Below are 19480 nucleotides of genomic sequence, written 5' to 3' on the forward strand. Positions count from 1 at the left end.
CACGGCACAGCGGGGTGCCGCCCGTCACCCCCCGCCCGTCGTCACGGACCGTTCCGTCGAGAACCCGCCCCAGGTCCCGTCCGGCAGCTTCGCCCGCAGCCGCACCCGGTACGCGACCCCGGCGTTCCGGCCGACGTAGAAGCTGTACGTGGACCTGCCGCGGGGAGGTGTGCCGCCCCAGACGAGCGAGGTCGCCTGATGGCCGTCCAGGTCGATCCGGTACTCCGTGATCACGCCGTCCGTGCGGGGCGGCATCCAGGACAGGTCCAAGTAGTAGGCGCCGTCCGTCCGGTGGGCGCTGACGCGGAAGTCGGTCGGCGCGGTGCCCCGGCCGTCGCCCGCGCCCGGTTCCGTGGCCAGCCGTACGGCGGCGCTCGCGGGGGAGACGTTGTCGGCCGCGTCGCGTGCCCTGACGGTGAAGGAGTACTCGGTGCCGGGGCGCAGCCCGGTGACCACCGTCGCGGTCTGTGCGCCGCCGACGCTGTGGATCTTCGAACCGCCCTGGTAGATGTCGTACGAGGCCACGCCCCGGGCGTCCGTGGACGGCGACCACTCCAACTGCGCCGCCCGGCTTCCGACCGTCCTGCCGCGCGGCTGCCCGGGGCGGCTCGGCGCGGTGCGGTCGGCGGCGACCGCGGCCGGTGTGGTGGCGCGGACCTCGGTGCTGGGCGGTCCGGGGTTCCCGTCCGAGTCCAGGGCCCGGACGGTGAAGACGTAGGTCGTGGACGGAGCGAGCCTGGTGACGTCCACCATGTGCTCCGCGCCAGGCACCCGGTCGACCTTGGTAGTGCCGCGATACACCTCGTAGGCGGTGACCTCCGGCTTTCCGGAGACCCGGTTCCACATCACGTGCACGCTGGTCGAACTGCCGGCCGCCGCGGTGACCCCCATCGGTGCCGGTGGCACTGGCCGGCCGGGGGTGTCCGCACCCCCGGCGCACGAGGTCAGGACGAACAGTGAGCCGCACACCACCACGGGGAATACGCGTCGCACGGGTCTGCCTCCCTCGACGGGATTGGTCTGTACCTATAAGACACGGCTGACGCGTCCACATCAAGAGGACGAGCGGGCGTTCGTCGGACCGCCGTCGGCTCCGTATGCTGATGCCTGACGCGGCGCGAACTCACCTACCACTCACGGAAGTTCGCGCCCACGGCGCGGACCGCTGTCGTCGCTGTTCCCGCGCCGGCGAGGGCGGTCGAGCGGCCCGAGCCGATCGAGGCTCGGGCCGCTCGACCGCGGCACGCGCCGCCCGGTCCACGGTGCTCCTTCCGGCCCTCTCGGGTGGCCGCGCCGTCGGACGCGCACGAGATTGGGTGAGAGCCCGTCGGCGTGTCCCAGGAGAGGGTCCTTCATCGTGCGTGCCCTGCGTGCCTTACGTGTCCGGTCGCTCGCGCTGCTCGCGGTCGGCGCCACCGTGCTCGTACCCGCGATGTGCGCAGCAGCCGACCCGGACCCCACCGCGCCCGCGTCGGGGGAGGGGACCGTACCGGCCGCCGACCTCCTCGCGAAGGTGCGGGACTGCGTTCCCGTGTCGAAGGGGCGCTATCGCACGGACGAAGGAACTCGCGCCGAGATCCCCGTCTGCGGGGGGCGGGGCGTCGTCTTCTGGAAGGCCGACATGGACATCGACTGCGACGGGCGACCCGGCGCCCTGTGCAACCGTCGGACCGACCCGCTCTTCTCCGCGGCCACCGCCTACCGGCAGACGGACGGGCGCTACCTCAGTGCCGAGACCCTTCCGTACGTCGTCGTGCCCGCCCCCAGCCCCCTCTGGAACCACAGCGACCACGGGATCCGTGGCGGGTCGGTGGTCGCCGTGATCTACCAGGACCGGGTCCAGTACGCGGTCGTCGGAGACATCGGCCCGCGCCGCATCATCGGCGAGGCCTCGTACGCCACCGCCAAGGCGCTCGGCATCGGCGGCGACCCGCGTCACGGCGGGACGGACTCAGGGGTCACCTACATCGCGTTCAAGAACTCCCGGGTGGAGCCCATCGAGGACCACGCGGCCGCCCTGGCGGAGGGTGAGCGGCTGGCCAGGCTGTTCCTGCGGGACGGATGAGCGGCGGCCCTCTCCTCGACCCTCCTGGGCTGCCCGAAGGTGCCGTCGCCGGCGCGGCGGAAGGAGGCCGGTCCCCCGGAGCGGGCGCCGGATTCGGAGCCCCCGGGCGCGAACCCGGGGGCTCCGAATCCGGGACTTCGGCCTCGGCTTTGGCCTCGCGGCGCCCCCGTCTCCGGTCACGGAACAGTCGGCCTCGCCCCCGTCTCCGGTCACGGAACAGCGGGCCTCGGCTCATTGCCCGTGGGCCCCTCGCCCGCGTCCCCTCCACACGTCATCCGGATCATGCCTTCCGGTACGTGTACGCCTCCGCGGCCGCCGCCTCGACGGCCGCGAGGTCGGCTCCCGTGGAGGCCGTGACGACCGCGGCCACCGCGCCTTCGACGAAGGGCGCGTCCACCAGGCGGGTGTTGCCGGGCAGTTCGTCGCCCTCCGCGAGGAGGGCCTTCACCGTGAGCACCGCGCTGCCCAGATCCATGAGGACGGCGACCCCGGCGCCACGGTCGACGGAGGCGGCCGCCGCCGAGATCAGTTCGGCGCTGGTGCCCAGGCCGCCGTCCAACGTGCCGCCGGCCGGGGCGACGGGCACGGTCGTGCCGCCGCCCGCGAGCCCCGTCGCCAGTTCGGCGACCGAGGCGGCGACGGCGGCGCTGTGCGAGACGAGCACGATGCCGACGAGCTTGTCCGCGGTCCTGTCCGCGGTCCTGTCCGCGGTGTTGTCCGCGGTGTTGTCGGAGTCACTCACCGGACGCCTCCACCAGTGCCCCGATCAGCAAGGACGACGAGGTGGCACCGGGATCCTGGTGCCCGATGCTGCGCTCGCCCAGATAACTCGCCCTGCCCTTGCGGGCCTGCAACGGGATCGTGGCGGCGGCGCCCTCCTCCGCGGCCGTGGCCGCGGCCGCGAAGGAGTCGGAGAGCGCGTCCACCGCCGGGACCAGGGCGTCGATCATCGTCTTGTCGCCGGGTGCTGCCCCGCCCAGCGCCATGACGGCGTCGACCCCCGCCCGCAGCGCGTCGGCGAACTGTTCCTCGGAGACCTCGGCGGTGTCCCCGAGGGCCTTCCCCGTACGGCGCAGCAGGGTGCCGTACAAGGGCCCCGACGCGCCCCCGACCGTGGAGATCAGCTGACGTCCGGCGAGCGTGAGGACGGCGCCCGGGGTGTCCGGCGCGTCCTTCTCCAGCACGTTCACCACGGCGGTGAACCCGCGCTGCAGATTGCTGCCGTGGTCGGCGTCTCCGATCGGCGAGTCCAGAGCCGTGAGCCGCTGCGCCTCACGGTCCACCGACGCGGCGGTCGCCGTCATCCAACGGCGGAAGAAATCGGCGTCGAGCACAGAATCTCCTTGCGTGGTACCTACGTTGGGCCGATGAGATGAGTCGTGGTCCTGACCGCGGTCGTGGTGGCGACCATGGCTGTGGCTGTGGCTGTGGCTGTGGCTGTGGCTGTGGCTGTGGCTGTGGCCGTGGCCGTGGCCGTGGCCGTGGCTGTGGCCGTGAGCACCGCCTGCCGGGCGGCGGGCCGGTTCACACGCCCCAGCGCAGCCCCGGTGTCCTCACCGGCGCGTCCCACAGTCGCAGCAGTTCCTCGTCGACCTGGCACAGCGTCACCGACGCACCGGCCATGTCCAGCGAGGTGACGTAGTTCCCGACCAGCGTGCGCGCGACGGGGATCCCGCGCTCGCCGAGCACCCGCTGCACCTCCGCGTTGAACCCGTACAGCTCCAGGAGCGGGGTCGCGCCCATGCCGTTGACCAGGACGAGAACGGGATTGCGCGGGTTCATGTCCTCCAGGATCGCGTGCACCGAGAAGTCGGCGATCTCACGCGAGGTCATCATCGCGCGCCGCTCCCGGCCGGGCTCGCCGTGGATGCCGACGCCCAACTCCAGTTCCCCGGGCGGCAGGTCGAAGGTGGGGCTGCCCTTGGCCGGAGTGGTGCAGGCGCTGAGCGCGACACCGAAACTCCGGGAGTTCTCATTGACCTGCCGGGCGAGCGACTCCACCCGCTCCAGCGGGGCGCCCTCCTCGGCCGCGGCGCCCGCGATCTTCTCCACGAACAGCGTCGCGCCCGTGCCGCGCCGGCCGGCCGTGTAGAGACTGTCGGTGACGGCGACGTCGTCGTTGACCAGCACCTTGGCGATCTGGATGCCCTCGTCCTCGGCGAGTTCGGCCGCCATGTCGAAGTTCAGCACGTCACCGGTGTAGTTCTTCACGATGAACAGCACACCCGCGCCGCTGTTCACGGCGGCAGCGGCCCGCAGCATCTGGTCCGGCACGGGAGAGGTGAAGACCTCGCCCGGACAGGCCGCCGACAGCATGCCGGGACCGACGAAACCGCCGTGCAGGGGCTCGTGGCCCGATCCGCCGCCGGAGACGAGGCCCACCTTTCCGGCCACCGGGGCGTCACGCCGTACGATCACGCGGTTCTCGACATCCACCGTGAGGTCCGGGTGTGCGGCCGCCATCCCCCGCAGCGCGTCCGCGACCACCGTCTCCGCCACGTTGATCAGCATCTTCATGGGTACCTCCTGGTGAGCGTAAGAGTGGAGCCCGTGACCTGCATTCGCGCCTGTTCGTTGGGCATGGAGGGCGTTCGGTTCCGGCGGTCGTCGGTGCTGAGGGCTCGTCACTGCGAAGTATCGGTCTTGGAAGGGCGATGGTCACGTGTACCGACACGCTCGGGTCGGTTCGGGTCGCGTACCGGCCGGCGGGGACGGTCCGCGCCCGCCCTCGCCGTCGGGGGCGCGGTCCCCCCTGAGGATCCGCAGTTGATTTCGCTCGTGCTGACGGGTGCGCGGGAACGACGGAGACGGCAAGGGGCGGGACGGACATGGCGTGGCGTGGCGGGCGGGGACGGTACGGCCGGGTACTCGCGGCGGCGGTCGGCATGACGGCGGTAGCCGTCACCACTTCGGTGTGGAGCGCGCAGGCCGGCCCCGTCGAGAGCGGACCAGGACGAGCGGTGGCCCCGGCCCACCCTGCCGGGCCGCGCGCCCAGGGGCCCGCGAGAGCGCCGGTGTCGGTGGACATCGCCCATGCCTCGGACCGTGGCGCCCGGGGCGTCAACATCACCGTCGACGACGGACCGGACCCGGTCTGGACACCGCGGGTGCTCGAGGTGCTGCGGGAGTACGGCGTGAAGGCCACGTTCTGCATGGTGGGCACCCAGGCTCAGGCGCACCCGGACCTGGTCAGGGCGGTGGTGGCGGCCGGGCACCGGCTGTGCGACCACACGGTGTCGCACGACACCACCATGGACAAGAAGTCCGAGTCGTACCAGTCGCGGCAGATCCTGGACGCCGAACGCATGATCACCAAGGCGTCGGGTGGCGTCCGGCCGCAGTACTACCGGGCCCCGGGCGGCGCCTTCACGCCGTACAGCCGCAAGCTGGCCGCCTCCCGCGGGATGCGGCCGCTCGGCTGGAACGTCGACTCCAAGGACTTCGAGCGGCCCGGCACCGACGTCCTGGTCGCCACCGTCAAGCAGGAGATCCCGAACGGCCCGACCGTCCTCTTCCACGACGCGGGCGGTGACCGCTCCGAGACCGTCGACGGGCTGCGCGAGATCCTGCCGTGGCTGAAGCAGCAGGGGTACTCCTTCGGTTTCCCCGTGCGCTGACCCGCGGGGCGCGGTGTCAGGGCCGGTGCGTCTCCTGGTCGTGGACCCGGAGGGTGCCCCGGTCGCTCTCCCGCAGCGCCCGGCCGATGATCAGACGCTGGATCTGGTTGGTGCCCTCGAAGATCTGCATGACCTTGGCCTCGCGCATGTAGCGCTCGACCGGGAAGTCGCGGGTGTAGCCGGCGCCCCCCAGTACCTGGACGGCGTCCGTGGTGACCTTCATGGCGTTGTCGGTGGCGATCAGCTTGGCGATGGACGCCTCGCAGCTGAACGGGAGGCCCTGGTCCTTGAGCCGCGCGGCGGCGAGCGTGGTGGCGCGGGAGGCCTGCACGGCCGCGGCCATGTCCGCGAGGACGAAGGCCAGCCCCTGGTGTTCGATGATGGGGCGGCCGAAGGTCTCCCGCTCGCGGGAGTAGCGCAGCGCGTGGTCCAGTGCTCCCTGGGCCAGGCCCGTGGCCACCGCCGCGATGCCCAGCCGGCCGCAGTCCAGCCCGGCGAACGCGATCGCGAGGCCCTGTCCCTCCTCGCCGATCCGGTACTCCACGGGAACGCGGGCGTTCTCCAGGCGCACGGTGGCGGTGGCCGACCCGGTCAGGCCCATCTTGTGCTCGGGCGGATCGGCGATGACGCCGGGGGTGTCGGCCGGGACGAGGAAGCAGGAAATGGCCCGCGAGCCGGCGTCGGACGTCCGCGCCATGACCGTGTAGAAGTCCGCGTGCCCGCCGTGCGTGGTCCACGCCTTGGCACCGTCGAGCACGTAGTGGTCGCCGTCCCTGACGGCCCGCGTGCGCATCGCCGCGGGGTCGGATCCCGCATGGGCCTCGGACAGGCAGTACGCGCCGAGCAGCTCGCCGCCGAGCATGCCGGGCAGCCACTTGTGCTTCTGCTCCTCGGTGCCGAACGCGGCCAGGGCGAAGCAGGACAGCGCGTGCACCGAGACGCCGACCGCGACGCTGGCCCACACGGCGGCGATCTCCTCCACGACCTGGAGGTAGACCTCGTACGGCTGGCCGCCACCGCCGTACTCCTCGGCGTACGGCAGGCTCAGCAGGCCGGCCCGGCCGAGGGTGCGGAAGACCTCGCGGGGGAACTTCTCCTCGGCTTCGGCCTCGGCGACGCGAGGGGCGAGCTCCTTCTCGGCGAGCTCGCGGGTGAGGCCGATCAGATCGACGGCTTCCTGGGCGGGCAGCGTTCGGGTGGCTGGCATGGTGATTCCTCGGTCGCTCGGGGAATTAATGATACGGCGATCGATACAACAGTATCGTTTTTGGTACCGTATGGCCATGCAGTCCAGAGATGGATCCGCCGGCCCGCTCGCGGGCCTGCGCGTCCTGGAACTCGCGGGACTCGGGCCGGCTCCGCACGCGGCCATGGTGCTGGCCGACCTCGGCGCCGACGTGGTGCGGGTCGAGCGGCCGTCCGGCCGGGCGCTCAGCCTGGGCCCCGCCGGCGCGACCGACGCCGTGCAGCGTGGCCGCCGGTCGGTCTTCGCCGACCTCAAGAATCCCGCGGGACGGGCGCTGGTGCGAGGCCTGGCGGCGCGGGCCGACGTGCTCATCGAGGGCCTGCGGCCGGGTGTCGCCGAGCGGCTCGGCATCGGCCCGGACGACTGCCGCGACGCGAACCCGCGGCTCGTCTACGCCCGAATCACCGGCTGGGGTCAGGACGGGCCGCTCGCCCGGGATCCCGGGCACGACCTGAACTACATCGGGCTCACCGGTGTCCTGCACGCGATGGGCAGGGGCGACGGGCCGCCGGCCCCGCCGCTGAACCTCGTGGGGGACTTCGGCGGCGGATCCATGCTGCTGGTCGTGGGTGTCCTGGCCGCGCTCTGGGAACGCACCCGATCGGGCGCCGGGCAGGTCGTCGACGCCGCCATGGTCGACGGGACCGCACTGCTGGGCCAGATGGCGTACGCGCTGCGCGGCATGGGGGAGTGGTCGGACGAACGGAGCTCGAACCTTCTCGACGGGGCCGCGCCCTTCTACGACACCTACGCGTGCGGCGACGGCAAGTACGTGGCCGTGGCCGCACTCGAGCCGCAGTTCTTCGCGGCCCTGCTCGACGGGCTGGGGCTGGACCCCGCCGAGCAGCCCGCGCAGGGCGACCGTGACGGCTGGCCGGTGCTGCGGTCCCGGTTCGCGGGCAGGTTCGCCTCCCGCACACGCGACGAGTGGGCGGAGCACTTCGCCGGAACGGACGCGTGCGTGACGCCCGTGCTCACCTTCGCCGAGGCGGGCGCGCACCCGCACATGGTGGCCCGGCGCACCCTGGTCGAGGTCGACGGCATCCTGCAGGCAGCCCCCGCGCCGCGTTTCTCGCGCACCCCCAGCAGACAGCCCTCGGCGCCCCGTGCGGCGGGCGCGGACACCGAGTCGGTGCTCCGTGACTGGGGCGTCGAGTCCTCGCCGCCGGCGGTCCGGTCAGGGTGAGACGGCGTGCACGATGAGCGAGGCCAGCTCCGCGTAGGCCTCCGCGTCGCTCAGCCCGGTGCGCGCGGCCACCTCGCCACGCTGGATCTCCTGCATGGTGGCGGCCACCACCTCGCCCACGAACGCGGCATGGACGTCACGGAACGCGCCCGCGGCGACACCGTCCGCGATCAACTGCCTGATCCGGGCAGCCGCGAGGCGCGTGTTGGCCTCGTACACCTCACGGGCCGGTTCGAACTGGGCCATGTCGTCGAGGAATCGCCGGGACAGCGGTCGCAGCCGCTCCGCGACCGCGTTCAGGTAGACCACCACGCGGTCGGCCGGCGCGGAGGTGTCCGCCACCTGCTTCTCGATGGCGCCGGCCGCCTCCCGGAAGTAGTGCTTCACCGCCTCCCGGACCAACTCCTGCTTACTGCCCGCGAGTTGGTACAACGTCGTCTTCGAGCAGCGCAGCCGCTCGGTCAGCTCGTCGAGCGTGAACGACGCGAACCCCTCCGCCGCCAGCAAGGCGACGAGCCGTTCGAGGAGGTCTGTCTGGCGCGCTGTTCGACGTGTGGACGGCATGGCCTCAGCGTAACCGCTCACCTTCGCGGGGCCGGATCCCGGCAGGGGAACCCCGGGCCGTCGCGCCACCCGCCGCCGCAGGACGGCCTCCTTTAGCGGCGGACGACCCCCGATCCGGCGATCACCTTCTGACCAGGGTCACCCGGGTCCCGCCCGCAGCAGGTCGGCCGGAGGCAGAAATGACTGGTCCACCGGTCCCGGTGGTCGGTAGCCTCCGTCCGTGATCGAAGACGGGGCGGGGATCGTGGACGGGCGCCGTACCGGGGTGCAACTGGACGACGAGCAGGCGGAATCGCCTCGGGAGGTCTGCTGGCGGGGCAGGGGCGTCGCCTTCGCGCCGCTCGACGTCGACGACGCGGAGCTGATCCATGTCTGGCGCTCCGACCCCGTGGCCGCCCACGAAATCGGCTTCTGGCCGCGTTCCCTCTCCGCCGTGCGCGAGCGCATCGAGCGCGACCGCGACGAGCACGACCGCGACGACTTCCTCGTCCTGCTCCCCGACGGCACACCGATCGGCCACATCGCCCTGACGGACCAGGACATGGTCGACGGCACAGCCGAGATCATGCTGCTCCTGGACCCCGGCCACCGGGGCCGGGGCCATGGCGCGGACGCCGTCGACGCGCTGGTCGACCTCGCCTTCGGTGAACTGCCCATGCACCGCGTCCAGGCGGTCACCCACACCACCAATACCGGGGCCCTCGGCGCCCTGGCCAGGGCGGGGTTCGTCCAGGAGGGGGTGCGCCGCTCCGCCTGCCTGCACCGGGGCCGCCGGCACGACGTAGCGGTGCTGGCCCTGCTCCGGGACGAGTGGCAGGAGCTCACCCGCCCCCGGTCCTGGGACCTGCGGGACGGATCTCCGGCGATCCCCGACCGGCGCCCGCTGTCGGCGGGGTCCGTTCACGGCTGGGCGGGCCAGAACCGCACCAGGTAGCGTTCGACACCCAGCCCGGTGCCCTCGCCCTCCGACAGAGCGGCTGCGGCGGCCCGGCCGACGCAGCTGACGCGCACCCGCCACGAACCGCCGGAGTCCGCCAGCGTAATGAGCTCGTCGCTGCGGCCTGTGTGCATGGACCACACGGCGACCTCACCGCTGATGGACTCGAAATCGGCCTCGGCCTGCTCGTCCCAGTCAGACAGGTCCTGCTCGGGCGGGGGGCCGTCCCACACTTCCACGCTGACTGCGGCGGTGTGCGTGTGGCCGCCGCTGGTGATGTCCAGCCGCCCGGGACGGGCGCTGAGAAAGACGTCGAAGTCGAAGTCGTCCGGGAAGGGAACCGGCAGGTCTGCGTCGTCGCTCTCCTGGAGCCCGAAAGCGTGGTACCCCACGTAGGCATCCACGTGCTGCCGACGGACAAGCTCTGCCACGGACAACCCCTCAACTCGCCAAGCAGGTCACCGAAGCGACCCTAGCTCTCCGACACCCGAGCCGACGCCACTCCTCCTCCCCGCACGCCCACGGCGCGAACCTCATCCGCTCCCCGGTGCATTCGCAAGCCACTGGGTTTCAGCCTGTGATGTAGCGCATCCGGCTGTTGGTCACGGGCGCGGCGGAAGAACATCGCATCACCAGCGCGTCGACCACCTGGTTCACGCGGATTCCGCACCACGACTCTGGCCTCGGCGGTCCCAGCCCATTCCGCTGACCAAACGTCTGCCGAACGCACCCGACGGGACAAGGCGCTCTTTTAGGGGCGCACCGCGGCCCGCCGCTCCAGGATGTCCAGGGCCCGTTCCGCCCACCGGATGTTCTCCTCCTCGAAGGAGCGCCCCCGCATCAGGGTGAGATAGGGGCCCACACGCTCCGCGCGGGCCAGGAACTCGTCCTCGGTGCGCCCGTCCAGCAGTCGCGCGCGCAGCCGCTCGTAGCGGGCCAGCTTGGCGCGCGCCCACTCCAGGCGCTCGGCGATCGCCGCCCGTACGGCCGCGTCGTCGCCCGCGTCGACGGACTGGACCTTGACCAGCAGTTCGTCGCGGATGGCGGTGGGTTTCGGAGGGTCGGCGGTGAATTCGCGCAGGGCGACGCGTCCCGCCGCGGTGAGGGAGAAGACCCGCTTGTTCGGGCGTCGCTCCTGCCGCACCAGCCGGGCCTCGATGAGCCCCTCGGACGTCATCCGCTCGAGTTCCCGGTAGAGCTGCTGCGGGGTCGCCATCCAGAAGTTGGCCACCGAGGCGTCGAACTCCTTGGCCAGGTCGTATCCCGACGCCTCACCCTCCAGGAGCGCGGCGAGGACCGCGTTGCGCAATGCCATGGGCCAAGGCTAGACGGCATACACCCCCGCGACTAATCTCTTACGCACCTATTCAATTAGTTGACTATGAGAGCAGGGATCCCGATGCACCCCTTCCGCAAGGCCGTGGAGGCCGGAGACCTCGCCGCGGTCGAGGAGCTGCTGGCCGACGACGTCGTGTTCACCAGCCCCGTCGCCTTCAAGCCGTACCCGGGCAAGGCGATCACCGCGGCCATCCTGCGCGGGGTCACCCGCGTCTTCACCGACTTCCGCTACGTACGGGAGATCGCGGGTGCCGACGGCCGTGACCACGCGCTGGTCTTCACGGCGAAGGTGGGCGACAAGGAGATCAACGGCTGCGACTTCCTGCACTTCGACGAGGACGGCAGGATCGACGACCTGATGGTCATGGTCCGCCCGCTCTCGGCGGCCCATGCGCTCTCCGAGGCGATGGGCGCGCAGTTCGAGCGGATCTCGCGGGAGGCGGCGGACGCCGCGGGCCGGTGAGCCGCGCCCCGGCGCCGGCCGTCCACGCGGGGTTTGACGCGACTCCCGGGGGCTACCCGCGCCGGGTGACCTCGACGAAGACGAAGGCGAAACAGACGACCGCGCCGGCACCCGAGCGGGGACCGGTCCGCTCCTCGGAACCGGTCAGCCTCCCGGAACCGAGCCGCCTCCAGGAACCGACCCGCCTCCAGGAACCGATCCGCTTCCTGGAAGACCGCTTCGACTGCGCACAGGCCTGCGTCGAGTGCGCCCGCGCCTGCGCGCTGCGGGCGAGCTGCATGGATCCCGACGGACCCAAGGTGCGGCAACTCGCGCGGCGTATGGGCCTCATGTGCGCCGAGGTGTGCGACGCGACCTGCCTCGTCCTGGACGGGCAGCACCCCCGGGGCGAGGCCGGCATCCGTGTCCAGGTCGAGTGGTGCCGGTCCGTCTGCCGTGAGTGCGCGGACGTCTTCGACCGGTGTCCCGGCGCGCAGGCCGGCGCACGGGCCTGTCGCGCGTGCGCCCAGGCCTGCACGGACTTCCTCGCGACCCTGCTACCCGTCTGAGCCGGCCGCTTCCGTCGACGGGGCGAGCGGCCGTCCGACGCGTACGTTCCAGCGTCCGGAGCGACCGCTGAACTCGGTCGCGGTCAGGGGCGGTACGTCGACCCGCCAGAACGCCGACTCCGGCGCGCCCAACACCCGTACCACCAGGGCCCGTACCACCTCCGGCTCCACCACGGCGACGGTCCGGCCCGTCACCTGCGCGGCCGTGTCGAGGCAGCCCGCCACCCGGTCGCAGAACGCCCGCACCGACTCCCCGCCGTGCGGTGCCGCACGAGGATCGGCCAGCCACCGGGCCACCGCCTCCGGTTCCTTCGAGCTGACCTCCTCCAGCGTCGCGCCCCGCCATCGGCCCACGTCGAGACCGGCCAGCTCCGGTACGTCCAGCACCGCGTCCAGGCCCAGCGCGTCAGCGGTCTCGCGGCACCGCACGCTGGGGGAGACCCACAGCCGCTCCGCGCCGGGTACCGCGCCCGCGGCGGCCCGCGCGAGCCGCAGCCCCGCGGCCTCCACCCGGCCCCCTTCGTCGAAGCGGGCCTCCCGCAGCGCCGCGCCGATCGCGGCTGAGATCAAGATCACTCGGCTCGTCATACGTTCACTCTCGTGCGCTGTCGTGTTCACCCGTGCCCAAGTCCCCTGCCGGAACCGGGAATCCGCCCCCGCTGACCGGCCCCGGCGCGCAACTGCGCTCCTGCCACGCGCCCTTGGCCGGGCCCGGGCTTCGCGGTACGGTCTGGATGATATTGACGACGGTTCGGCGGAAGTCCGGTGGGAGTCCGGCACGGTCGCGCCACTGTATGCCCAGCGCACGCCACCCCTCCCCGGGGCGGCGGAGGTCGAGCAAGTCAGACCCGCGGCCGTCGTCCTGTGCACCACCGAGACGGGACGCGAGTTCCCCAGGAGGTACTGCCCCATGGCGCAGTCCGTCGCCCAGCCGACCGCCACCCCCACCGCCGTTCCCGCCAAGCTGCCGATCGGTGCGATCGTCCCCTGGGCGGTCTTCTTCGGTGTCCTGATGCTGGTCCTGCTCTACTTCGTCGGCGCCGAACAGGGCGCCACCTCCCTCGTGTCCGGTGAGAACGTCCACGAGTGGGTGCACGACGCCCGCCATCTCCTCGGGTTCCCCTGCCACTGACGGCTCGGGCAGAAGGGGGCGCCCGGCTGGGCGCCCCCTCTCGCATGTCACCGCCATTCCCTATTTCTGGAACACGTTCTACGGTGTGCGCCGTCAGGTCCCGCCTTGGGGAGCCAGGAGGCGCCGTGCATCTCGAATACACGCCGGAGCAGCAGCGGTTGCGGACCGAACTGCGCGACTACTTCGCCGAGCTGGTGCCCGACAACGCCTATGCCCGGTACGGCGACCCGGCGGCGCAGAAGCGGTTCTACCGCGAGACGATCCGCCGCCTCGGCGCGGACGGCCGGCTCGGTGTGGGCTGGCCCAAGGAGTACGGCGGCAGCGGCCTCACGCCCATGGAGCAGTTCATCTTCTTCGACGAGGCCGCCCAGGCGGGCGTACCGCTGCCCCTGATGGCGCTGAACACCGTCGGCCCGACGATCATGCAGTTCGGTACCGAGGAGCAGAAGGGGTACTTCCTGCCCAGGATCCTCTCCGGCGAGATCGACTTCGCGATCGGCTACAGCGAGCCCGACGCGGGCACCGATCTGGCCGCGCTGAAGACCCGGGCCGTACGCGAGGGCGACGAGACCACCGGCCACTACACGGTCAACGGGCAGAAGATCTGGACGACGAACGGCGACACCGCCGACTGGGTGTGGCTCGCCGTCCGCACCGACCCGGACGCCCCGCCCCACAAGGGCATCACCATGCTCCTCGTACCGACCTCCGACCCCGGTTACTCCTGCACCCTCATCAACACCCTCGCCTCGCACGACACCACCGCCAGCTACTACGAGAACATCCGCGTCCCCGTCTCCCGCCGGGTCGGTGAGGAGAACAAGGGCTGGCGGCTGATCACCAACCAGCTCAACCACGAACGCGTCACCCTCGCCGCCCACGGCACCATGGCGATCCGCGCCCTGCACGACGTCCAGCGCTGGGCCATGGAGACCAAGCTCGCCGACGGCCGCCGGGTCGTCGACCTCCCCTGGGTGCGCCGCCGGCTCGCGCAGACCCACACCCGGCTCGACGCCATGAAGCTCCTGAACTGGCAGATGGTGAACGCCGTCCAGCAGGGCACCCTCACCCCGCAGGACGCCTCCGCGGTCAAGGTGTACGGCTCCGAGGCGCGCCGGGACGCGTACGCCTGGCTCATGGAGATCGTCGCGGTGCCGGGTGTCCTGAAGGAGGGCTCGGCGGGCGCCGTCCTGCACGGCGAACTGGAACGCGGCTACCGGTCGGCGGTGATCTTCACCTTCGGTGGCGGCAACAACGAGATCCAGCGGGAGATCATCTCGTGGATCGGGCTGGGGATGCCACGGGTACGGCGTTGAGCTGCCTCTGCGGAAGCCCGGCCTTTCACAGCGCCCACCAGCAGTACAGGCGCAGGCCGGCCGGCTGAGCGCGTCGAGCCAGGCCGGCCAGGGCTTCCAGGGCGACGGCCGCCGTCTCGGCGTCGACCTGGTTCTGCCGCAGTTCGTCGGTCGTGGACCACGACTCCGCGAAGCGCCGGAGGTCGCCTCGAGCCGCGGTGGCGAGGGCCGCCACCAGGGTGTCCGACAGGCTGAACACGAGCGGGCCGTCGCCGTCCGGCTCGGACAACAGCTGCCCGGACCGAGGGCGCCGACCGGCCTCCTCATAGCCGCAGTCCGTCGCGATCGCCTCGAGCCGGGCGAGGGCGACCACCGGGTCGACGCCCTTCAGGGAGACCACGTCCAGCGCGGCCGGGCCCGGACCCCCGGGCGATTCCCCCACGGCGACGGCGGTTTGATCGTCAGCGGCGGAGAAGTAGTCGCACAGCGTCATGCCACCGATTCTGGCACCCACGACCGACAGCCCTGCCGGTACGTCCGGGGCACTCGACGGGCACCAGCCGGGTCAGGTTTCGGGGGTGACCGGTCTGAACGCCCTGAGCGCACGCCCCGATGCCGCGGCGGTCCCGCCCTTCTCGGCCCGTTCGAGCGTCCCGTGCGGTGCGCTTCCCGGGCACCGTACTGCGCTGCGTCCCCGTACGTCGTCGCCGGCACCACCCGTCCCCGCACGTGCTGCACGCCCTGGCGCGGCGCCGCCCCCGCTCGCGCCGGGTGCCGTACAAAGTCGGCAGATAACTCGCCATACTGGACGGGCCAGGGGAGGGCGCGGCGAGCAGCGACGGGGGCGATCGCACGAGATGGCGGAGACCAGGCTGCTCCAGAGCCGGTACCGACTGCTCGATCTGATCGGGCGGGGAGGCATGGGCGAGGTGTGGCGCGCCCGCGACGAGTCGCTGGGGCGACAGGTCGCCGTGAAGTGCCTCAAGCCCCTCAGCCCGCACCACGACCCGTCCTTCACCGGTGTCCTGCGGGAGAGATTCCGGCGCGAGGCCCGGGTGGCCGCCGCGCTGCAGCACCGCGGGGTGACCGTGGTGCACGACTTCGGCGAGTCCGACGGCGTGCTGTACCTGGTCATGGAGCTGCTGGCGGGACACAACCTCGGTCAGTTGCTGGAGGACAACGAGCGGCATCCGCTGCCGGTCGCCGACGTCGTCGACATCGCCGACCAGGTGTCGGCCGCGCTCGCCTACACCCATCAACAGGGCATCGTGCACCGGGACCTGAAGCCGGCGAACATCATGCGGCTCGCCGACGGCACCGTGAAGATCTGCGACTTCGGCATCGCCCGGCTCGGCCACGACATCGACTTCACGGCCCGGCTGACCGGCACCGGTATCGCGATGGGCACGCCGCACTACATGTCGCCGGAGCAGATCAGCGGTGCCGAGGTCGACCGGCGCAGCGACCTGTACTCCTTCGGATGTGTGCTCTATGAGATCGCCACCGGGGCACCGCCGTTCGACCTCGACGACGCGTGGGCGGTCCTCATCAGCCACCGCGACACCTTTCCCGAGCCACCGCGCAGGCGCCGGGCCGAGCTGCCCGAGTACGTCGAGCGGATCATCCTGGACCTGCTGGCCAAGGAGCCGGATCGGCGGCCGCGGGACGCCGGCGAGCTCGGCCGCCGGATCAGCGAGGGCCGTACGACGCCGGTGCACGCGCAGACCGTACTGTCGCCGGTACTCCGCCGGCCGGCCCCAGACCAGCGGATCCTGGCGTCCGCGGCCGAGCCGCCACCCACCCGCGACCCGGTGCTGCCCTCCTGGACGCGGGGCATGACCACCGGCCACAAGGCGACCGGCGCCGGGCTGCGCGCCACGCCGCCGGACGCGTCGGCCGGACTGACCGGCGAGTGGACCGTACGCCCGTCGACGACGGAGTTCGCGCCGCCGGACCGCACCGAACGGCCCACGCCGTCACCGGAGTTGCTCACCGCCCTGGCGGGGCGGCACAACGCGGGACTCAGTCTGGGCCGGCTCGGCCGGTGGACCGAGGCGGGCGAGGTGCACCGCGCGGTCGCCGCCGAACGGGAGCACCTGCTGGGCCCCGACCACCCCGACACGCTCGCCAGCCGGTACGAGGTCGGCTTCACGCTCAGCCGCACCGGCCGGGCCGCCGACGCGCTGCACGCCTACGCGCACGTGGCCCGGGTCAGGGAGCGGGTGCTGGGCCCCGACCACCCCGACACCCTGGCCGCCCGACAGGAAACGGCTTACGTCCTGGGCCAGTTGGGCCGTCATTTCGAGGCGCACCAGGCCTACACGTCCGTGCTCGCCGCCCGGGAACACGCCATGGGGCCCGACCATCCGGACACCCTGCGCTGCCGGCACAACCTCGCCTTCAACCTGAGCAGGCTGGGCCGCCTGGAGGACTCCTACCGGATGGCGAGCGGGGTCGCTGACGCCCGCGCGCGGGTGCTCGGTCCGGCCCACCCCGACACTCTTCTCACCCGCTACGAAGTCGCCTACGCACTGGGCCAGTTGGGAAGGTGGCCGGAGGCGCTGAGCACCTACCGGGAGGTGGCAGGGGCGCGGGCACGTGCCCTCGGCCCCGACCACCCGGACACGCTCTCCGCCCGTTACGAGGTCGCCGTCAGTCTCGGCCGGCTCGGTCGCAGCGAACAGGCACTGGAGGTGTACCGCGACCTGATCGACGACCGCACCAGGGTGCACGGCCCCGCCCACCCCGAGACCCTTCGCGCCCGGCACGGACTCGGCGTCAACCTCGGCCGGATGGGGCGCTGGGAGGAGGCGCTCGCCGAATCCCGCGACGTGTGCGCGATCCGTGAACGGGTCCTCGGCCCCGGCCATCCCGACACCCTCGTCAGCCGCCGCGAGGTCGCCGTCGGCCTCGGCTGGCTCGGCCGCTGGGCCGACGCGCTCACCGAGTACCGTGCCGTCGCCGTCGCCCGCGAGCGCGTCCTCGGCGAGAACCACCCCGACGCCCTGGCCAGCCGCAACGACGAGGCGCACTGTCTGGAGCAGCTGGGGCGCGCCCAGGAGGCGGTCGAGCTGTACCGACGGGTCGCGGCGATGCGGCAGCAGCGGGCGGCCGAGGGGCACTGAGCCTCCCGGGCCGTCCCGAGCGGCCATCCGGGCGCCCGCCGGCTGCCGCGTACCTCTGGCAGACCTAGATCATCGCGTGCTACCAAGAACCATGCCTGTACACGAGGGATATGACGCCGTGATCGTCGGCGGGGGCCACAACGGACTCGTCGCCGCCGCCTACCTGGCCCGTGCCGGACGCTCCGTCCTGGTGCTGGAGCGCCTGGGGAACACCGGCGGCGCCGCGGTGTCCACCCGGCCGTTCGCCGGGATCGACGCGCGGCTGTCGCGCTACTCGTACCTGGTCAGCCTGCTGCCCCGGAAGATCGTGCGCGACCTGAGCCTCGACTTCCGGGTCCGCGGACGCACCGTGTCCTCGTACACGCCCGTCGAACGCGACGGCCGGCCGACCGGACTGCTCGTCGGTGGCGGCGAGCGGCGCACCCGCGAGGCGTTCCGGCGGCTGACCGGGTCGGACCGCGAGTACGAGGCCTGGCAGCGCTTCTACGGCATGACCGGCCGAGTCGCCCAGCGGGTGTTCCCGACCCTCACCGAACCGCTGCCCACCCGCGACGAGCTGCGTGGCCGGATCGACGACGAGGAGGCCTGGCGGGTGCTGTTCGAGGAGCCGGTGGGCGTCGCCGTCGAGGAGAACTTCAGCGACGACCTGGTGCGAGGCGTCGTCCTCACCGACGCCCTCATCGGCACCTTCGCCGATGCCCACGACCCCTCGCTGCGGCAGAACCGCTGCTTCCTGTACCACGTGATCGGCGGCGGCACCGGTGCCTGGGACGTACCGGTCGGCGGCATGGGCGCCCTCACGGACGCGATCGCCGGCGCCGCGCGCGGCGCCGGCGCCGTGATCGCCACCGGCCACGAGGCGATCCGCGTGGAGACCGACGGGCGGAGTGCGGAGGTCACCTACCGGACCGCGGACGGCGAGGGCGTCGTCGCGGCCCGGCACGTCCTGGTGAACGCCTCGCCGCAGGAGCTCGCGACCCTCACGGGCGAGGCGGCGCCGACCCCGGCCGAAGGCGCACAGCTCAAGGTGAACATGCTGCTCAAGCGGCTGCCGAAGCTGCGCGACAGCTCCGTCGACCCGCGCGAGGCCTTCTCCGGGACCTTCCATGTGGCCGAGGGATACGAGCAGTTGGCGACCGCTCACGCGCAGGCCGCCGCCGGCCGACTGCCCGACGCCCCGCCCTCCGAGATCTACTGCCACTCACTCACCGACCCCAGCATCCTGGGCCCGGAGCTGGTCGAGCAGGGCTACCAGACGCTCACGCTCTTCGGCCTGCACACGCCTGCCCGGCTCTTCGCGCACGACAACGACGCCGTGCGTGCCGAGCTGTTGAAGTCCACCCTGGCGCAGCTGGACGCACAGCTCGCCGAACCGCTCGCGGACTGCCTGGCCACCGACGCGGAGGGCCGCCCGTGCATCGAGGCGAAGACGCCGCTCGACCTGGAGCGCGATCTGCGGCTGCCCGGCGGCAACATCTTCCACCGCGACCTCGCCTTCCCGTACGCCCAGGAGGGCACGGGCCGTTGGGGCGTCGAGACGGCGCACGCCAACGTCCTGCTGTGCGGGGCGGGCGCGGTCCGCGGGGGCGGGGTGAGCGGGGTGCCCGGGCACAACGCGGCGCAGGCGGTGCTGGAGTCGCTGGGCCAGGGAGGTTGAGACGTGTCCCGCGACTGCTGGTCGTGGTGAGATGATCTTGGTGTGGGCTGGTGCGATCGCGGCGTCGGGCCGTCTCCGCCGTCCCTGTTCACAGCGCTGAGGTTGCGTCAGTTCGGCGCGTCGGTCGCTGCGTTGGGACTCGAGGGTGCGGCCCCGTCCGCAGGGGCCGGCCCGGGAGCCTGCCACTGCGGGACCGGGTCCCGCCGGTCGCCGACCGGCGGGCCCATGGGATTCTGCGCCGACTCGCCCCGCTGTTCCGGGTGTCGATGCCGGCGGTCTGGTTCGGCGTGGGGAACATGCGCGGTAC

Annotated in this window: 20 protein-coding genes and 1 riboswitch; of the genes, 10 read left to right on the top strand and 10 right to left on the bottom strand. The window is 72.3% G+C overall.

From position 1 onward, the window contains the following. Positions 1–24: 24 nt before the first annotated feature. A complete protein-coding gene (locus OG199_RS38560) occupies positions 25–993 on the bottom strand; it encodes a fibronectin type III domain-containing protein (RefSeq protein ID WP_405833499.1) in 969 nt (322 codons plus the stop codon). A gap of 439 nt (positions 994–1432) precedes the next feature. Here OG199_RS38560 and OG199_RS38565 point away from each other — a divergent pair, with 439 nt between their 5' ends. Next, positions 1433–2065, top strand: coding sequence for a glycoside hydrolase family 75 protein (locus tag OG199_RS38565; protein ID WP_356808856.1), 633 nt, complete (start codon positions 1433–1435; stop codon positions 2063–2065). A 280-nt stretch (positions 2066–2345) separates the two neighbouring features. On the opposite strand, the gene OG199_RS38570 is transcribed toward OG199_RS38565, so the two are convergent. The 3 genes from OG199_RS38570 to dhaK form a co-directional block, all read right to left on the bottom strand. After that, positions 2346–2732: a PTS-dependent dihydroxyacetone kinase phosphotransferase subunit DhaM gene (locus tag OG199_RS38570; RefSeq protein WP_405834801.1), complete on the bottom strand. Its 387-nt coding sequence runs from the start codon at positions 2730–2732 to the stop codon at positions 2346–2348. Between the two features lie 67 nt (positions 2733–2799). Next, the gene (dhaL, locus tag OG199_RS38575) at positions 2800–3399 is read right to left on the bottom strand and encodes a dihydroxyacetone kinase subunit DhaL (protein ID WP_405833501.1); all 600 of its coding nucleotides are present in this window, start codon (positions 3397–3399) and stop codon (positions 2800–2802) included. Between the two features lie 190 nt (positions 3400–3589). Beyond that, complete coding sequence (gene dhaK / locus OG199_RS38580; RefSeq protein ID WP_356808849.1) at positions 3590–4582, bottom strand: dihydroxyacetone kinase subunit DhaK; 993 nt, start codon at positions 4580–4582, stop codon at positions 3590–3592. A gap of 311 nt (positions 4583–4893) precedes the next feature. On the opposite strand from dhaK, the gene OG199_RS38585 reads away from it, so the two are divergent. After that, on the top strand, positions 4894–5682 hold the full coding sequence (locus tag OG199_RS38585) for a polysaccharide deacetylase family protein (protein WP_405833504.1): 789 nt from the start codon (positions 4894–4896) through the stop codon (positions 5680–5682). A gap of 16 nt (positions 5683–5698) precedes the next feature. Here OG199_RS38585 and OG199_RS38590 read toward each other — a convergent pair whose 3' ends face one another. Further along, complete coding sequence (locus tag OG199_RS38590; protein WP_266696683.1) at positions 5699–6889, bottom strand: acyl-CoA dehydrogenase family protein; 1191 nt, start codon at positions 6887–6889, stop codon at positions 5699–5701. Positions 6890–6965: 76 nt separating this feature from the next. On the opposite strand from OG199_RS38590, the gene OG199_RS38595 reads away from it, so the two are divergent. Continuing rightward, positions 6966–8114 carry a CaiB/BaiF CoA transferase family protein gene (locus OG199_RS38595; protein WP_405833506.1) on the top strand — a complete coding sequence of 383 codons (1149 nt, stop codon included), beginning with the start codon at positions 6966–6968 and terminating at the stop codon, positions 8112–8114. Here the strand turns inward: OG199_RS38595 and OG199_RS38600 are convergent. Continuing rightward, positions 8106–8678, bottom strand: a complete 573-nt coding sequence (locus OG199_RS38600) for a TetR/AcrR family transcriptional regulator (protein WP_266696681.1) — start codon at positions 8676–8678, stop codon at positions 8106–8108. The genes OG199_RS38595 and OG199_RS38600 overlap by 9 nt on opposite strands. Before the next feature lie 220 nt (positions 8679–8898). On the opposite strand from OG199_RS38600, the gene OG199_RS38605 reads away from it, so the two are divergent. Then, positions 8899–9612 (top strand): GNAT family protein, encoded by a 714-nt coding sequence (locus OG199_RS38605; protein ID WP_356807400.1) that lies wholly within the window; start codon positions 8899–8901, stop codon positions 9610–9612. Here the strand turns inward: OG199_RS38605 and OG199_RS38610 are convergent. Next, positions 9579–10046 carry a hypothetical protein gene (locus tag OG199_RS38610; RefSeq protein WP_356807398.1) on the bottom strand — a complete coding sequence of 156 codons (468 nt, stop codon included), beginning with the start codon at positions 10044–10046 and terminating at the stop codon, positions 9579–9581. The two genes, OG199_RS38605 and OG199_RS38610, sit on opposite strands and share 34 nt — an antisense overlap. A 320-nt stretch (positions 10047–10366) precedes the next feature. After that, a complete protein-coding gene (locus OG199_RS38615) occupies positions 10367–10930 on the bottom strand; it encodes a PadR family transcriptional regulator (RefSeq protein WP_356807396.1) in 564 nt (187 codons plus the stop codon). 84 nt (positions 10931–11014) lie between these two features. Between OG199_RS38615 and OG199_RS38620 the strand changes: the two genes are divergently transcribed. After that, positions 11015–11416 carry a nuclear transport factor 2 family protein gene (locus OG199_RS38620; protein WP_351722843.1) on the top strand — a complete coding sequence of 134 codons (402 nt, stop codon included), beginning with the start codon at positions 11015–11017 and terminating at the stop codon, positions 11414–11416. Between the two features lie 65 nt (positions 11417–11481). Beyond that, positions 11482–11964 carry a ferredoxin gene (locus OG199_RS38625; protein ID WP_405833508.1) on the top strand — a complete coding sequence of 161 codons (483 nt, stop codon included), beginning with the start codon at positions 11482–11484 and terminating at the stop codon, positions 11962–11964. On the opposite strand, the gene OG199_RS38630 is transcribed toward OG199_RS38625, so the two are convergent. After that, on the bottom strand, positions 11953–12552 hold the full coding sequence (locus OG199_RS38630) for a histidine phosphatase family protein (protein ID WP_405833510.1): 600 nt from the start codon (positions 12550–12552) through the stop codon (positions 11953–11955). The genes OG199_RS38625 and OG199_RS38630 overlap by 12 nt on opposite strands. Positions 12553–12694: 142 nt before the next feature. Beyond that, positions 12695–12838, top strand: a riboswitch (cobalamin riboswitch). 36 nt (positions 12839–12874) lie between these two features. On the opposite strand from OG199_RS38630, the gene OG199_RS38635 reads away from it, so the two are divergent. Beyond that, on the top strand, positions 12875–13096 hold the full coding sequence (locus tag OG199_RS38635) for a CbtB-domain containing protein (protein WP_168526353.1): 222 nt from the start codon (positions 12875–12877) through the stop codon (positions 13094–13096). 125 nt (positions 13097–13221) lie between these two features. Next, positions 13222–14412 (top strand): acyl-CoA dehydrogenase family protein, encoded by a 1191-nt coding sequence (locus tag OG199_RS38640; protein ID WP_356807392.1) that lies wholly within the window; start codon positions 13222–13224, stop codon positions 14410–14412. A 25-nt stretch (positions 14413–14437) separates the two neighbouring features. On the opposite strand, the gene OG199_RS38645 is transcribed toward OG199_RS38640, so the two are convergent. After that, positions 14438–14884 (bottom strand): hypothetical protein, encoded by a 447-nt coding sequence (locus OG199_RS38645; RefSeq protein ID WP_405833513.1) that lies wholly within the window; start codon positions 14882–14884, stop codon positions 14438–14440. Between the two features lie 364 nt (positions 14885–15248). Between OG199_RS38645 and OG199_RS38650 the strand changes: the two genes are divergently transcribed. After that, on the top strand, positions 15249–17516 hold the full coding sequence (locus OG199_RS38650; protein ID WP_405833515.1) for a tetratricopeptide repeat protein: 2268 nt from the start codon (positions 15249–15251) through the stop codon (positions 17514–17516). A gap of 91 nt (positions 17517–17607) precedes the next feature. Then, positions 17608–19173, top strand: coding sequence for a phytoene desaturase family protein (locus OG199_RS38655; protein WP_401802315.1), 1566 nt, complete (start codon positions 17608–17610; stop codon positions 19171–19173). Positions 19174–19480 lie beyond the last annotated feature (307 nt).

The sequence above is a fragment of the Streptomyces sp. NBC_01176 genome (genome assembly GCF_045039825.1).
Classification (GTDB): domain Bacteria; phylum Actinomycetota; class Actinomycetes; order Streptomycetales; family Streptomycetaceae; genus Streptomyces.